General features: G+C 63.8%; 14 protein-coding genes. 6 read left to right on the top strand and 8 right to left on the bottom strand.

Going from position 1 to position 15,348, the window contains the following annotated elements:
• Positions 1–26: 26 nt before the first annotated feature.
• Positions 27–1,460: a PLP-dependent aminotransferase family protein gene (locus N805_RS04755; protein ID WP_028613204.1), complete on the top strand. Its 1,434-nt coding sequence runs from the start codon at positions 27–29 to the stop codon at positions 1,458–1,460.
• Here N805_RS04755 and N805_RS04750 read toward each other — a convergent pair.
• Entirely contained in the window at positions 1,453–2,649 is a 1,197-nt protein-coding gene (locus tag N805_RS04750; RefSeq protein ID WP_028613205.1) for a cyanate transporter, read from the bottom strand. The genes N805_RS04755 and N805_RS04750 overlap by 8 nt on opposite strands.
• A gap of 201 nt (positions 2,650–2,850) precedes the next feature.
• Between N805_RS04750 and N805_RS04745 the strand changes: the two genes are divergently transcribed.
• Positions 2,851–3,288, top strand: coding sequence for a carboxymuconolactone decarboxylase family protein (locus N805_RS04745; RefSeq protein WP_028613206.1), 438 nt, complete (start codon positions 2,851–2,853; stop codon positions 3,286–3,288).
• A 128-nt stretch (positions 3,289–3,416) separates the two neighbouring features.
• Here N805_RS04745 and N805_RS04740 read toward each other — a convergent pair whose 3' ends face one another.
• Positions 3,417–4,427 carry an AraC family transcriptional regulator gene (locus tag N805_RS04740; RefSeq protein ID WP_019472994.1) on the bottom strand — a complete coding sequence of 337 codons (1,011 nt, stop codon included), beginning with the start codon at positions 4,425–4,427 and terminating at the stop codon, positions 3,417–3,419.
• A 168-nt stretch (positions 4,428–4,595) separates the two neighbouring features.
• On the opposite strand from N805_RS04740, the gene N805_RS04735 reads away from it, so the two are divergent.
• From N805_RS04735 to N805_RS04725, 3 genes are read left to right on the top strand one after another with little or no spacing between them, the layout of a single operon-like run.
• Positions 4,596–5,780 carry an acetyl-CoA C-acyltransferase family protein gene (locus N805_RS04735; RefSeq protein WP_019472993.1) on the top strand — a complete coding sequence of 395 codons (1,185 nt, stop codon included), beginning with the start codon at positions 4,596–4,598 and terminating at the stop codon, positions 5,778–5,780.
• 13 nt (positions 5,781–5,793) lie between these two features.
• The gene (locus N805_RS04730) at positions 5,794–6,642 is read left to right on the top strand and encodes a 3-hydroxybutyryl-CoA dehydrogenase (RefSeq protein ID WP_019472992.1); all 849 of its coding nucleotides are present in this window, start codon (positions 5,794–5,796) and stop codon (positions 6,640–6,642) included.
• Between the two features lie 12 nt (positions 6,643–6,654).
• Complete coding sequence (locus tag N805_RS04725; RefSeq protein WP_016499123.1) at positions 6,655–7,236, top strand: TetR/AcrR family transcriptional regulator; 582 nt, start codon at positions 6,655–6,657, stop codon at positions 7,234–7,236.
• Between the two features lie 109 nt (positions 7,237–7,345).
• On the opposite strand, the gene N805_RS04720 is transcribed toward N805_RS04725, so the two are convergent.
• From N805_RS04720 to N805_RS04700, 5 genes are read right to left on the bottom strand one after another with little or no spacing between them, the layout of a single operon-like run.
• Positions 7,346–7,723 (bottom strand): response regulator, encoded by a 378-nt coding sequence (locus N805_RS04720; RefSeq protein ID WP_019472991.1) that lies wholly within the window; start codon positions 7,721–7,723, stop codon positions 7,346–7,348.
• A 44-nt stretch (positions 7,724–7,767) separates the two neighbouring features.
• Positions 7,768–8,994 (bottom strand): hybrid sensor histidine kinase/response regulator, encoded by a 1,227-nt coding sequence (locus tag N805_RS04715; protein WP_019472990.1) that lies wholly within the window; start codon positions 8,992–8,994, stop codon positions 7,768–7,770.
• Entirely contained in the window at positions 8,988–9,563 is a 576-nt protein-coding gene (locus N805_RS04710; RefSeq protein WP_019472989.1) for a chemotaxis protein CheB, read from the bottom strand. Before N805_RS04710 ends, N805_RS04715 begins: the two co-directional genes overlap by 7 nt.
• A complete protein-coding gene (locus tag N805_RS04705; RefSeq protein ID WP_016499120.1) occupies positions 9,560–10,381 on the bottom strand; it encodes a CheR family methyltransferase in 822 nt (273 codons plus the stop codon). Before N805_RS04705 ends, N805_RS04710 begins: the two co-directional genes overlap by 4 nt.
• The gene (locus N805_RS04700) at positions 10,378–13,845 is read right to left on the bottom strand and encodes a response regulator (protein ID WP_026034624.1); all 3,468 of its coding nucleotides are present in this window, start codon (positions 13,843–13,845) and stop codon (positions 10,378–10,380) included. The genes N805_RS04705 and N805_RS04700 overlap by 4 nt, the downstream gene beginning before the upstream one ends.
• Before the next feature lie 248 nt (positions 13,846–14,093).
• Between N805_RS04700 and N805_RS04695 the strand changes: the two genes are divergently transcribed.
• On the top strand, positions 14,094–14,444 hold the full coding sequence (locus N805_RS04695) for a response regulator (RefSeq protein ID WP_019472987.1): 351 nt from the start codon (positions 14,094–14,096) through the stop codon (positions 14,442–14,444).
• Positions 14,445–14,565: 121 nt separating this feature from the next.
• Here N805_RS04695 and cobF read toward each other — a convergent pair whose 3' ends face one another.
• Positions 14,566–15,315 carry a precorrin-6A synthase (deacetylating) gene (gene cobF / locus N805_RS04690; protein ID WP_019473794.1) on the bottom strand — a complete coding sequence of 250 codons (750 nt, stop codon included), beginning with the start codon at positions 15,313–15,315 and terminating at the stop codon, positions 14,566–14,568.
• Positions 15,316–15,348: the final 33 nt, after the last annotated feature.

Below are 15,348 nucleotides of genomic sequence, written 5' to 3'. Positions count from 1 at the left end.
AGCACTCCACCGCTCCGGACCACCCCATGGAACTGCACATTCGCCTGGACGGCCGCAAAGGCCTGGCCGACCAGCTTTATCAGCAGCTGCGCGCCGGTATCGACAGCGGCCACCTGGCCGCCGGTACCCAACTGCCGCCTACCCGCCTGCTTGCTGAACAACTGGGCGTATCGCGCAAGACCGTGGCCGAGGCCTACTCACGGCTGACCTACGACAACCTGCTCAGCGGCGTGGTCGGCCGTGGCACGTTCATCACTCCGCGCCAACCCCTGCGCAGCCATGAATCAGCCACCGTTCCCCTGGCCGGTGCCGCATCCCTCGAACGCTGGCAGCAGCGCGCCACCGTGCTCGCCCAACGCCAGCTGCAAACGCCCTCGCGCTATGACTTTGTCGGCGGGGCATCGAGCAAGTCGCAGTTCCCGTTCGACCAATGGCGCAGCTGCCTGAATTACGCCCTGCGCCGCAGCCAGCGCCACCCCGAACGGCAGTTCCAGGCGCAGGGCCTGCCGGAGCTGCGCGAGGCGATTGCCCACCACATCGCCTACGCCCGCGGCGTGCACTGCAGCGCGGCCGACCTGCTGGTGTGCAACGGCGCCCAGCAAGCGCTGGACCTGATCGCCCGGGTACTGGTCGAACCAGGTTGTCAGGTGGCCATGGAAGACCCCGGCTACCCGCCGGCACGGCAACTGTTTCTGGCCCTGGGTGCACGCCTGCAATCGGTGCCGGTGGATGATGAAGGCCTGTGCGTGGAGCAGATCGCCGATGGCACCCGGCTGATCTACGTAACGCCCTCGCACCAGTTCCCGCTGGGCATGCCCATGAGCGAGCCACGCCGGCATGCCCTGCTGGCGCGGGCTGCCGAGCTGGGTGCACTGATCATCGAAGATGACTACGACTGCGAGTTCCGCTACCACGGGCCAGCTTCGGACGCACTCCAGCGCCTGGACCGGCATGGGCTGGTGGCCTATGTCGGGACCTTTTCCAAGACCTTGCTGCAAGAACTGCGGCTGGGCTATGCCGTGCTGCCGCCTGCCGTGTTGCAGGCCGCCTGCGTGGCAAAGCACCTGAGCGACTGGCACAGCCCCACTTTGCTGCAGTGGGCGCTGGCGCGTTTTTTAGGCGAAGGCCACCTGAACAAGCACATCCGCCGCTGCCACGAGGTCTACAGCGCCCGCCGCGAGCGCATCCTGGCGCGCCTGGGGGGCGACCTGGCACCGTGGTTCAGCGCAATACCCGCCAGCGCCGGGTTCCACCTCAGCGCCTTGGCGGCGCCCGGGGTGGATGTGGAGTTGCTGGCCAACCTCGCACGCAAGGTAGAGGTCGGCCTGTATTCACTGGCGCCGTTCTTCAGCGAAGCGCCGGTCCGCCCGGGGCTGTTGATGGGCTTCGGCGCCATCGAACTGCTGGACATCGACCCGGCACTGGACCGGGTGCGCGATACCCTGCAACGCCTCAGCTGACCGGCGCGGCGTTGCCTGGCGCGGCCGGGCGCGCGATGGCTGCGGCATAGCCACGCGGGTTGAAGCAGCTGGTTACCAGCAGCATTGCCAGCACGGTCACGGTGAGCAGCGTCCACGATGCCTGGAAGTCACCGCTCACGTCACGCAGCCAGCCGGTGATATACGGCACGATACCGGTGATGATAAAGCCGATGCCCTGCACGAACGCCGCCAGGCTGCCGGCCTCGGCGGGCGTCTTCAGGTGCTCCAGGGTCAGCGTCAGGCTCTGGCTGAAGCAGGCGCCCAGGCCAAAACCGATCATCGCGACCCACAGCCCCGAAGCCTGCGTGGGTGCCAGCAGCAGGCCGAGAAAACCGGCCAGCTGGATCGCCAGTGCCAGCCACAGGCCTGGGCGGCGGTCAGCCCAACGCCGCAGCAAAAGCGGCAAGCCCAGTGCACCGGCCACCTGGAACACCGTCATCAGGCCGACCAGGTCTGCGCCGCCCTGCGCACTGCCGCCGTGCTCGATATGGTACGCCGGCAGCCACGCCACCATGCTGGTGTAGCCGCCATTGATCAGGCCGAAGTACAAGGCCAGCAACCAGGCCCGGCGCGTGCTGAACCAGTGCCCGCCTGCAGCGCCGGCCAGCTTTGGCGCCCCCTGCCGTGGCCGCAGTACGGCCCACGCCACCAGTGCCAGCAGCGCCGGGATCGCCCACAGGCCAAGGCCGACCTGCCAGTGGCCGAAATGGCCGCTGATATGGGGGCCAAGCACGGCAGCCATGCCGCCACCACTCATCAACGCTGCCGAGTACAGCCCCATCGCCCCCGCCAGGCGGCTTGGGAACCAGCGGTTGACCAGGCCCGGCATCATGCCCTGCACCACCGCCACGCCCAGGCCGGCGACCACCGCACTGGCAATCAACGCCCAGGCGCTGTCCAGTTGCAGGCGCCACAGGCAGGCCAGGGCAATTGCAGCCAGGCCACCGAGCATGCCGCCATGCTCGCTGATCCAGCGTCGCAGCCAAGGCTGCAGCAACGGCACCAGGCCCATGCACAGCACCGGCAACGCCGTCAGCAGGGCTGCCTGCTGGTAGCCCAGCCCGGTGCTGGCGCGCATGGGTTCGAGTAACGGGCCGATACTGGTCAGGATCGGCCGCAGGTTCAGCGCCAGCAGGATCACCAGCAACAGGTTCAAAGCAGCTCTCATTGTGAATCGGTTCTCGGGTAGCAGGACCCGGCCATTATCCCGGCTTGGCAGGCCTGGCAGAAATGAAGAGATTGGATGCTGGTCAGTGGCCACCTGAATGGACGATTGGCCTCCAGCTTATGTGTGCAATTGGCTATCGGGGAGGCCAAAGGGCAGCGTTACAGTAGTGCCATTCCCACCCCATACCCTTTGGAGACAGCCATGCACAACCGTATCGAATGGGCCAAGCACGCCCCGGAAGCCTACAAAGCCATGGTCGGCCTGGAACAGGCCCTGGCCAAGAGCGGCCTGGAGAGCTCGCTGCTGGAGCTGGTGCGCCTGCGCGCTTCGCAGATCAACGGCTGCGCCTATTGCATCAACCTGCACGCCAACGATGCACGCAAGGCAGGTGAGACCGAAGCGCGCTTGCAGACCTTGAGCGTGTGGCGCGAAACCGCCTACTTCACCCCGCGTGAACGTGCGGCACTGGCCTGGGTAGAAAGCCTGACTCGACTGCCTGAGAACGGCGCGCCGCAGGGGCAATATGAAGCCCTGCAGGAACACTTCGAGCCGGCCGAGGTGGTCAACCTGACCCTGGCGATTGCCACCATCAATGCCTGGAACCGCTTCGGGGTCGGGTTTGCCATGGTGCCGGCCTGATCATTCAATGATCGCAGCACCGGCCCTATCGCCGGCAAGCCAGCTCCTACAGGTACTCCACAGGCCTCGAATACTGTGGGGGACATGTGGGAGCTGGCTTGCCGGCGATGGGCCGGTACAGGTAACAACTACCGCCCGGCCAACCGCGCCCGATAGCTGCCGGGGCTCTGCCCGGTCCATTTCTTGAACGCCCGGTGAAATGCACTGGGCTCCTGGAAACCCGCCTGCTCGGCTATTTCGGCAATGCTCAATGCCCCTTCGCGCAGCCGCTCGAAAGCCATTGCCCGGCGCACCTCGTCCTTGATCTGCTGATAGGACCGCCCCTCCCGCTCCAGTTGCCGGCGGAACGTACTGGCACTGATCCCCTGCTGCTGCGCCAACGCCGCCAGTGTTGGCCACTGCCCATAGTGCCGCGCACGCAGGTGCCGGTATACCTCGGCCACCAGCCCGTTCTGGTTGCGAAAGCGGATCACCAGCCCCTGCGGCGCACTGCGCAGAAAGGTTTTCAGGGTCGCCAGGTCCTGCACCACCGGCAGACGCAGGTAGGCGCTGTCGAACTCCACTTCGGTACGCCCGCTGCCCAGGCGCAGGTCCGGGCCCCACAACAGCAGGTCGTCTTCCTGGGCCGGGCGCGACACGGCCAGCTCGGTACGGTCGATGGCGATGCGCCGCCCGGCCAGCCAGCACAACATGCCGATCATCAGCACCAGGTAGGTTTCCTCGGCATACACCCGGGTCAGCGGGTCGGCAATGCTCGACTGCACGCTGATCAGCGCGCGCCCACCGCGCACCGTCAGGCTGCCACGCAGGTCGCGCAGGAACAGGCCGAAGCCACTCATGCACTGGCGCAAGGCCTTTTCCAGGTTCGGTTCAAGGATCAGGCCCCGGCAGATCAAGGCGAAACTGCCCAGCGGCATGCCATGGCTGTCGAGGCGGAAGAACTCGTCGTCCAGGCACTGGATCTGTGCCAGCCACAGCTCGGAGAAGGCCTTGGCCGGTACGCGTGCCTGGGGCTGTCCGAGCAATTGCGGGTCGATGCCCACGGCACGCAGCTGTGCATCACGCTCGGCTGGGCTGTCGCGCAGGGCGTGGAGCATGGCATTGAGAAAGTACACGGCGACCGAATCGCTATCGCGCATGGTGGTTTTCGCTGTCTATGCTGAGTGGCAAAAAGTGCCAGGTTGTTTGAACAGATCCGGCATAGGCTGCAACAGAGCCTTTGCCTAGACTCGATCCCACTCCGGGACCGCCGGCCATTCTCGCAGAGCCTGGCCCGGTCCCGCCATGCCTAAGCTTACGGAGCCTCTATGAGCAGCCCAGAAATCTACGTCGTCAGTGCCGTGCGTTCCGCCATCGGTGGTTTTGGAGGCTCGCTCAAGGACCTGCCCCTGGCCGACCTGGCCACTGCCATCACCCGCGCCGCCATCGAGCGCTCGGGCGTGGCCGCCGAGCAGATCGGCCATATGGTCATGGGCACCGTGATCCCGACCGAACCGCGCGATGCCTACCTGTCGCGGGTTGCCGCGATGAACGCCGGCATGCCCAAAGAAACACCTGCCTTCAACGTCAACCGCCTGTGCGGCTCGGGCCTGCAGGCCATCGTCTCTGCCACTCAGTGCCTGCTGCTCGGTGATGCTGACGTGGCCGTGGCCGCCGGTGCCGAGTCCATGAGCCGTGGCCCGTACCTGCTGCCGCAGGCGCGCTGGGGCGCGCGCATGGGCGACCTGCAAGGCATCGACTACACCGTCGGCGTGCTGCAGGACCCGTTCGAACACTTCCACATGGGCATCACCGCAGAAAACGTCGCCGCCAAACACGGCATTACCCGCGAGATGCAGGATGAACTGGCCCTGACCAGCCAGCGCCGCGCCGCCCGCGCCATTGCCGAAGGCCGTTTCGACAGCCAGATCGTCCCGGTGGAGCTGAAAACCCGCAAAGGCACCGTACAGTTCGCCGTGGACGAGCACGTGCGTGGCGACGTCACCGCCGAGCAACTGGCCGGCATGAAGACCGTGTTCAAAAAGGACGGCACCGTGACTGCCGGCAACGCCAGCGGCATCAACGATGGCGCGGCCGGCCTGGTGCTGGCCAGCGGTGATGCCGTGCGTCGCCTGGGCCTGAAGCCGCTGGCGCGCCTGGTGGGCTATGCCCACGCCGGTGTCGAGCCCGAACTGATGGGCCTTGGCCCGATCCCGGCCACCCGCAAGGTGCTGGAAAAGACCGGCCTGAAACTGCAGGACCTGGACGTGATCGAGTCCAACGAAGCGTTCGCCGCCCAGGCCTGCGCCGTGGCCCGCGAGCTGGGCTTCGACCCGGAGAAGGTCAACCCCAACGGTTCGGGTATTTCCCTGGGCCACCCGGTGGGTGCCACTGGCGCGATCATCGCCACCAAGGCCATCCATGAACTGCAGCGCATTCAGGGCCGCTACGCCCTGGCGACCATGTGCATCGGTGGCGGCCAAGGCATCGCCGTAGTCTTCGAGCGCGTCTGAGGGAGCCTGGCACATGAGCATTGAACAGATCGCCGTGATCGGCGCCGGCACCATGGGCAACGGCATTGCCCAGGTGTGCGCCGTCGCCGGCTACCAGGTGCTGCTGGTGGATGTTTCCGACGCGGCGCTGGAGCGCGGCGTGGCCACCTTGAGCAAGAACCTCGAACGCCAGGTCAGCAAGGGCACCCTGGATGCGGACAAGGCCGCTGCGGCGAAAACGCGTATCCGCACCAGCACCGACTACGCCCAGCTTAGCAGCGCGCAGCTGGTGATCGAGGCCGCCACCGAAAGCCTGCAGCTCAAGCAGCGCATTTTGCAGCAAGTGGCCGCCAACGTCGCCGCCGACTGCCTGATCGCCACCAACACTTCGTCGCTGTCGGTCACCCAGCTGGCCGCCAGCATCGAGCACCCCGAGCGCTTCATCGGTGTGCACTTCTTCAATCCGGTGCCGATGATGGCGCTGGTCGAGATCATTCGCGGCCTGCAGACCAGCGACAGCACCTACGCCCAGGCGCTGGTGGTGACTGAAAAGGTCGGCAAGACCCCGATCACCGCAGGCAACCGCCCGGGCTTCGTGGTCAACCGCATCCTGGTGCCGATGATCAACGAGGCGATCTTCGTGCGCCAGGAAGGCCTGGCCAGTGCCGAGGACATCGACACCGGCATGCGCCTGGGCTGCAACCAGCCCATCGGCCCGCTGGCACTGGCCGACCTGATCGGCCTGGACACCCTGCTGGCGATCATGGAGGCCTTCCATGAAGGCTTCAACGACAGCAAGTACCGCCCTGCCCCGCTGCTCAAGGAAATGGTCGCGGCCGGTTGGCTGGGGCGCAAGACCGGCCGCGGTTTCTTCACCTACTGAGGACAAGGCGCCATGCCCCCGGTCAATGCCGCAATGCGCTGTGCCAGCTTTGAGGAGCGACGCGACCGGGCCATGGCGCTGTTTGCCGAAAAGGGCTTTGGCCAAGTCAGCATGCGCGAGCTGGCGGCCCATGTGGGGCTGACGGCAGGCTCGCTGTACCATCACTTTCCCAGCAAGCAGGACCTGTTGTACGACTTGATCGAGGAGTTGTACGAAGAACTGCAGGCCACCTTGGACCAGGGCCGCCGGGCCATGGCCCGCGGTGCCTCGGCATTGGGCTGCCTGATTGCAGCGCACTGGCAATTGCATGCCGAGCGGCCGATGCAGTTTCGGTTGGCGGAGCGCGACTTGTGCTGCCTGAGCGATGACCAGCAGGCGCGCCTGGCCTTGTTGCGCAAACGTTACGAGGCGGGGTTGCTGAGGTTGATCGCGCCACAGGCGAAGTTGCAGGGGCAAGCCTTGGTGGCGACGGCGCATGTGGTGGCGACGCTGCTGAACCAGTTGCCGGGGATGTTGAAGGCGTTGCCAGAGGAACAGGGGCTGGGGCTGATGGAAAGCATGTTGGCAGGCGGTATAGAGCGGACCCTGCGCTAGCCTGTACTGGCCCTATCGCCGGCAAGCCAGCTCCCACAGGTACGCTGCAGATCTCAAGGCCTGTGCAGTACTTGTGGGAGCTGGCTTGCCGGCGATAGGGCCACCAGCTTTAACGCAAAAGTCTCTGGATCTGCTCGTGCAAGGTGTCCAGGTCAAACGGCTTCGCCAGTATCGGCGCCTTGCGGGTGATCGGGCTGCCAGACTCGAGAATCTCGGCCGGGTAGCCACTGATGAATATCACCTTCAGGTCTGGCCGCAACTTCACCGCAGGCTCGGCAATATCCACCCCGGAGATGCCACCCGGCAAGCGGAAGTCCGTCACCATCAGGTCCAGGTGCGGTTTGCTGGCCAGGATCGCAAACGCCTGCTCGCCATCTTCGGCAACCAGCACGTGGTACCCCTCACCCGCCAGGTAATCGCGCAAAATCATGCGAATTGCCGGTTCGTCCTCGACGACCAACACCACATCTTGTGCATCTTCACTCATGTTAACGCCTTGAAATTCTTACAGTTGGCCATCAGACCCCAGGCTTACGCAGAGGTTGCCCGCGCCTGGTCGTTTTGTTCTTTGAATGTTGCAAGCGGCAATTGCAGGGTAAATGTGGCGCCCTTGCCTTCCTCGCTTTCAACCCGTATCCGGCCACCGTGCGCCTGCACGATCTGTTCGGAGATGTACAACCCCAAACCCAAGCCTCCGCTGGCTTGCTGGGCAGCGACGCGCTCAAATTGCTGGAAGATCCGCTGCTGGTTGACGGCGCTGATACCGATGCCCTGATCCTGCACCTGCACCCAAGCCATGCCCTCCTGCTCGAACACTCGCACCTGCACCGGTTTGCGCTCGCCGTAACGCATTGCGTTGGACAACAGGTTGGCCACTACTTGTTCAATCCGGAATTCGTCCCACTCACCCTTCAATGCTTCGCAGCGCTGCAGTTCGATGTGGGTTTCCAATGCCATGGCCTGCGCGGTGAAGTTTTCCACCAACCCACGCACCAGTTGGCCGAGGTCAAACAGCCTGGGGCGCAGCGACAATTTACCGGTACGGATGCGGGAAACATCAAGCATATCCTCGACCAACCGGATCAGGCTGTTGATCTGCCGCTCGTCGCGCTCGACCATGGCCTGCAGCTTGTCGGCGCTGAAGGCGTCCAGGTTGCCCCGTGCCAGGTGCATCTTGCGCAACTGGGTTTCCAGGATCAGGCCATTGAGCGGCGTACGCACCTCGTGGGAGACGATCGACATGAAGTCGTCACGCATGCGCACGGCATGCTCCAGCTCACCTCGCGCCACCTGCAGCTGGCTGAGCAAAAGCTCTTGCTCCTGGCGGCTATGCTCCAGCGCTTCCAGCTGCCGGCCAAGCACCTTGCGCTGGCGGAACAGGTCGACAAACACCGAGACCTTGCTTTTTACCGCCAGGGTATCGAGCGGCTTGTGCAGAAAGTCCACGGCCCCGCTCTCATAGCCCTTGAAGGCATAGTTCATCTCGCGGCCGGCCGCGCTGACGAAAACGATCGGGATGTTCTTGGTCTTGTCGGTGCCGCGCATCAGCTCGGCAAGTTCGAAACCGTTCATGCCCGGCATTTGTACATCGAGGATGGCCAGCGCGAATTCGTGCTCAAGCAGCAACGACAACGCCGCTTCGGCAGACTGGGCCTGGTGCACCTCGCGGTCTTCGCCCTGGATCAGGGCATCGAGCGCCAGCAGGTTTTCCGGCAGGTCGTCGACAATCAGCAGTTTGGCGATGGTGTGGCTTAGCATGCGCTATATTCCAAGGTCGCGAGCAGCTGCCCGATACCACTCAGAGTAAGGATATGGTCGGGCTGGTGCAGGGCCAGGGCGGCCTCCGGCATCAGGGCGACCTGTGCGTCGCGAGGGTCCTGGACTATCGTGCGGCCCCCATTGTTCTTGATATAGGCAAGGCCCCTGGCGCCGTCTTCGTTGGCACCGGTGAGCAGCACGCCAAGCAGGCCGTCGCCATAGGCATCGGCCGCCGAGATGAACAAAAAATCGATTGCTGGACGCGAGAAATGCACGGGTTCTTCCTGGCTCAGCGACAGCGTCAGGTCGTGCTCCACCGACAGGTGGTAACTCGGCCCCGCCACATAGATCTGCCCGCTGCTGATCCGTTCCTTGTCACGTGCCTCGTGCACCGGCCGATGCAGCCGACGCTGCAGCACTTCAGCCAGTTGGCTGTGGCGGTCGTCCGGCAGGTGCAGCACGCAGAGCACAGGTAGGGCGAACGCCGGTGGCAGCGCGCCGAGCACTTCGAACAATGCTGCCACGCCGCCAGCCGAGGCGCCGATCACCACTGCGCGTACGCCGTTCATGATTTACGGAAGATCCGTTCGGGCTTGACCAGCGGCTCGAACCGGTCGCTGTAGGCCGAAAAGTCCACCGACTCCTTGCTGCCCAGCACCAGGAAACCCCGGTGGCAGAGCGACTCGTGGAACAGCCCGAGGGCGCGGTCCTGCAGTTCCTTGTTGAAGTAGATCAGCACGTTGCGGCACGACACCAGCTGGGTCTCGGAGAACACGCTGTCGGTGGCCAGGCTGTGATCGGCGAACGTCACGTTGTCGCGCAAGCTGCTGTCCATGATGGCGTTGCCATAGGCCGCTGTGTAGTACTCGGTAAAGTCACGACGGCCGCCGGCCAGGCGGTAGTTTTCCTCGTACTCGCGCATGCTCTGCATCGAGTAGATGCCCTGCTTGGCCCTGTCCAGCGAATGCGGATTGATGTCGGTGGCGTAGATGATGGTGCGCTCAAGCAGCCCTTCCTCACGCAACAGGATGGCCATGGAATACACCTCCTCTCCCGTGCTGCAGCCCGCGATCCAGACCTTGATCGAGGGCCAGGTGCGCAGCAGCGGCACCACTTCGTTGCGCACGGCAAGGAAGTGGTCAGGGTCGCGGAACATCTCGCTGACCGGGATCGTCAGGTACTGCAGCAATTGCATGAACATGCCGGGGTCGTGCAGTACGCGCTCCTGCAGCGCCGATACCGTCAGGCAATCGAACTGGCGCAGCGCATGCAGGATCCGGCGCTTGATCGAGGCGCCGGAATAATTGCGGAAATCGTAGCTGTACTTGAGGTAGATGGCCTCGATCAGCAAGCGGATTTCGATGTCGGTGTTACGTTCGCTAGTCAAATTCGCTCCAGTTGCGGCAGCCATACACGAATCAACGAGAACAAACGGTCCAGGTCGATCGGTTTGGCCAGGTAATCATTGGCTCCGGCCTGCAGGCAACGCTGCTGGTCATCCTTCATGGCCTTGGCGGTCACGGCGATGATCGGCAGCTTGCGCCAGCGCGCCTGCTGGCGGATCAGCCGGGTGGCCTCGAAGCCGTCCATCTCGGGCATCATCACGTCCATCAGCACCAGGTCGATGTCGTCATGCTGCTCCAGGCGCTCGATGGCCTCGCGGCCGTTACGGCCAATCTCGACGATGGCGCCCTTGTGCTCCAGGGCACTGGTCAGGGCGAAGATGTTACGCACGTCGTCATCCACCAGCAGCACCTTGCGCCCTTCGAACACCTTGTCGCGGCTACGCGCGGTCTTGAGCATGCGCTGGCGTTCGTTGGACAGCTGCGATTCTACCTTGTGCAGGAACAACGTCACTTCGTCGAGCAGGCGCTCCGGCGAACGCGCGCCCTTGATGATGATCGAACGCGAGTACTTGAGCAGGTCGGCTTCTTCTTCGCGGGTCAGGTTGCGCCCGGTGTACACGATTACCGGCGGGAAGGAACGGATATCCTCGGCGGTCATGCGCTTGAGCAGCTCATTGCCGAGCATGTCCGGCAGCTTGAGGTCGATGATCATGCAGTCGTAGATGTTCTCGCGCAACAGCGCCAAGGCATCCTGGGCCATGGCCACGGCAGTGATCTCGATATCGTCGTCGCCAATCAACCGGGCGATGCTCTCGCGCTGCAGGTCGTCGTCCTCCACCAGCAGGATATGCTTGAGCTTTTGCGTAAGCTTGGCTTCCAGGCGAGCGAAGACTTCCTTGAGCTCCTCGCGACTGGTGGGTTTCACCGCATACCCCACCGCGCCCATGTGCATGGCCGCTTCGACGCGGTCTTCCACCGAAATGATGTGCACCGGGATATGGCGGGTGCCGGCCTGCTCCTTGAGGCGCTGCAGCACGGTCAGGCCCGAGTGGTCGGGCAGGCGCATGTCCAGCAGGATGGCATCCGGTATGTACTGGGCCGCCAGCTCGAAGCCTTCGTCGGCACCATGAGCCACCAGGCAGCTATAGCCCAGTTCGTGCGCAAGGTCGAAGAGGATGCGGGCAAAGTTGGGCTCGTCTTCGATCACCAGAATGCAACGGGTATCGAAGGGTGCCCGCTCGCGGTCGTCGGCAAAGGTCGGTGCCGGGCGCATGGCAGCAGCGGCCACCGGCACTTGCGGTGCAGGCGGCAACGCGTCGACGGCAGGGCGCAGGCTTTGCGGCTCGATGTCTTCAGCCTCGGCGGCGTAGCGTTCCGGCAGAATCAGGCTGAACACACTGCCCTGGCCAGGGGTGCTGTCCACATTTATCTGGCCACCGAGCAAATGCGCCAGGTCCCGGGAAATCGACAGGCCCAGGCCGGTGCCACCGTAGCGGCGGTTGCTGGTGCCATCGACCTGATGGAAGGCGCCGAAGATCGCCTGCTGCTGATCGGCAGCAATGCCGATGCCGCTGTCGCGCACGGCGAACACGATACCGCTGCCAGCCTGGAAGCTGACGTTCATGCTGACCTGGCCACGCTCGGTGAACTTGATGGCGTTGGACAACAGGTTCTTGAGGATCTGCTCCAGGCGCTGACGGTCCGTGAACAGGGTGGCCGGCACCTGCGGCTCGACCTTGACCTCGAAGGCCAGGCCCTTGTGGCCGGCAAGCGGCTGGAACATGCCGCGCAAGCCTTCTGCCAGGCGCTCGACCTGGGTGGTCTCGGGGCGTACTTCGAGTTTGCCGGCCTCGACCTTGGCGATGTCGAGAATGTCGTTGATCAGGTTGAGCAGGTCGTTGCCGGCCGAGTAGATCGATTCGGCGAACTTGACCTGCTCCTCACTGAGGTTGCCTTCGCCGTTTTCTGCCAACAGCTTGGCCAGGATCAGCGAGCTGTTTAGCGGCGTGCGCAGCTCGTGGGACATGTTGGCAAGGAATTCGGACTTGTACTTGCTCGAGCGCTGCAAGTCGTCGGCGCGGGCCTGCAATTCCAGCTGCGCCCGGCCCAGTTCATCGTTCTTGCGGTCGAGCGCATCGGTGCGTTCCGACAACTGCTCATTGGTCTGCTCCAGCTCGGCCTGTTGGGTTTCCAGGTGGGCCTGGGACTCCTTGAGCACCCGCGACTGCTCTTCGAGCTCTTCGTTGGCAGTCTTGAGCTCTTCCTGTTGCACCTGCAGCTCTTCATTCAGTTGCTGGGTTTCGGCCAGCACTTCCTGCAGGCGCTGACGATAACGGGCACTTTCGATGGACATGCCGAGGTTGCCGCCGACGCGTTCCAGCAGCTCTTCGTCGCGTTCTTCCAGGGGGCGCAGGAAACCCAGCTCGATCACCCCGTTGATCTGACCGTCTTCGGTAGCCGGCATCAGCAGCGCACTGCGGGGCAAGCCGCTGCCCAGGCCGGAACTGAGGCGATAGAAGTCTTCTGGCAGGTCATCCAGGCGCAACAGGCGGCCTTCGCGTACCGCCTGGGCCAACAGGCCGTCGTGGTCCAGCCTGATCTGCTCGCGAGCCTGCTCTTCGGCGCCCAGGCCATAACAGGCCACGCGCACCAGGCGGCCATGCTCGTCGCGCACATACACGGCGCCCACCACGCTGCCCAGATAAGAAGCGAAGAAGCGCAGGATGTTGTCGCCGAGCATGGGCAAGGTCAGTTGCCCGAGCACCTGCTGAGCCAGCTGGGTCTGGCCGTTGCGCAACCAGGCCTGCTGCTCCAGGCGCTGCGCCGAGCGTTGCTGGGCCTGAAGGTTTTCATCGTAGCTGGTCGACAGTGCCAGCAGGTCTCGACGGCCCAGATACGCCAGCAAGGCACTGAGGCTGACGATGAACAGCACGAAGGCCGAGATCGCCGTCACAGTGACGGAACTGACCTTTTCGTTACGGGCCATGCGCAGTTGTTGTTCGGTGCTGATCAGGCCGTCGAATTCCTTGCGGATTTCATCGGTGATGCGCTTGCCCCGGCCATTGCCGATCGACGCCTGGTAATCGCCCTGGCTGCGGCGCAGGGTAATCATCTCGTTGCCGAAGTCGTTCCAGGCCTGCTGCAAGGCAATCAGCCGGTCGATGCGATCGACCTGCTGCGGGTTGTCCTCGACCATGCCGCGCAGGCTTTGCAGGCTGCCGAGAATACGTGGCTTGGCTACCTCGTAGGGGTCAAGAAAACGCTCGTCACCCGTGATCAGAAACCCGCGCATGCCGGTTTCCATGTCGATCGACAGCTTGACCGTTTCGTTGGCATTGCCGATCACCCGGTCGGTGTGCTCGACCCACTGCATGGCCGAAAGCAGGTAGTTGATTACCGCGACGAAGGCCACGGCCCCCAGCAGGCCCACCCCCAGGGGGAGGCCGATGTTGCGGCTCAACAGCTTGCGAAAGCTTCGCTGGTCCATCGAGGCTGCTTGAATCATGTGAAAACGCCCGAGCAAGAAAAGTCCATTGGAAAGAGTGGCGGATCAGTCGTTGTTGTTATCTGCCACTGCGCCGTCCTGATAAGCGAGTCTAACCAGCTTTGAAGGGTCTGGCAGGGCATTTAGCCGGTATTTGAAGGCTGTGTGCTCCAATCGTTCCATCTGATTGCAGGGATCGGTATCCTCGGGAACTTCTGCTGCCACCAGGTGCACAGATTAAAGACATTCATTTGTACAGGATCCGAACCATGCATCTTCTTGTAGTCGAAGACGACGACATCGTACGCATGCTGATGGTCGAAGTGCTCGACGAGTTGGGCTACACGGTCATTGAGGCACAAGACGCCGCAGCCGCCCTGCGGGTGCTCGAAGACCCGAGCCAGACACTGGCACTGATGATGACCGATGTGGGTTTGCCGGACATGCGTGGCGAGGTGCTGGCAGGCAAAGCGCGCGAGCTGCGGCCACTGCTGCCCGTGCTGTTCGCCAGTGGCTATGCCGACAGCATCAATGTGCCTGAGGGCATGCACCTGATCGGCAAGCCGTTCAGCATCGACCAGTTGCGCGACAAGGTGGTGGCCATTCTGGGTAACCCTTGAAATCGGTGTCGCCTGCTTCGCGGGCTTGCCCGCTCCCACAGGCCCGCCACAGGGGCCCGATACAGTGGCATACCTGTGGGAGCGGGCAAGCCCGCGAAGCGGCCGGTACAGGCAGCACAGCTCACAGCTCCCTGCGCAACAGATAGGTATCCATGATCCACCCCTTGCGCCGCCTCTGCTGCTCACGCACTGCCAGTATCCGTGCCTTCACCGCCTGCAACGGCCCGGCAATCAGCACTTCATCCTCGGTCCCCAGGTAAGCGCCCCAGTAGATCACCAACTCTGGGTCATCGAGCTGGGCAAACGCGCATTGCCCATCGAGCATCACCACCACGTTGTCGATAGGCCCGTGCCCGGCCAGGCGCCGCCCTGGCAGCACGGTCAGCGGCTCGCCGATGCGGTTGAGCGGCACCTGGTGACGCGCCGCCAGCGCCTGCACACTGCTGATGCCAGGGATTATCTGCAGGCGCAGCGCCACGCCGCTTTCGCGGACCAGATCGAGAATACGCAGAGTGCTGTCGTACAGGGTCGGCTCGCCCCACAGCAGAAAAGCGCCGGTTTCCCCATCGCCAATCTCTTGCTCGATCAGCTGGGCGTACAGCGCAGCACGCTGCCGGTGCCAGTCCTGCACCGCGCCAAGGTAGTCATCCGCCTGGCCATCGCGCAGGGGGTCGGCCACCTGCACCAGGCGATAGCCACCTTCGGGACGGTAATGTTGCACAATGGCCTTGCGCAGGCGTACCAGTTCATCCTTGTCGCTGCCCTTGTCGAGCACGAAGAACACACAAGCGCTACGCAGCGCATCAACGGCTTCATACGTGATCTGGCGCGGGTCACCCGCGCCAATACCGATCAACAACAGGTCTTTCATCGCCCTGCCCTTTGCGGGAACCAGCAGCCATTG

This window comes from Pseudomonas putida S13.1.2 (assembly GCF_000498395.2).
Lineage (GTDB): Bacteria > Pseudomonadota > Gammaproteobacteria > Pseudomonadales > Pseudomonadaceae > Aquipseudomonas > Aquipseudomonas putida_Q.
Note: the sequence above shows the minus strand (reverse complement) of the source record. Positions and strands in the feature narration are given on the sequence as shown.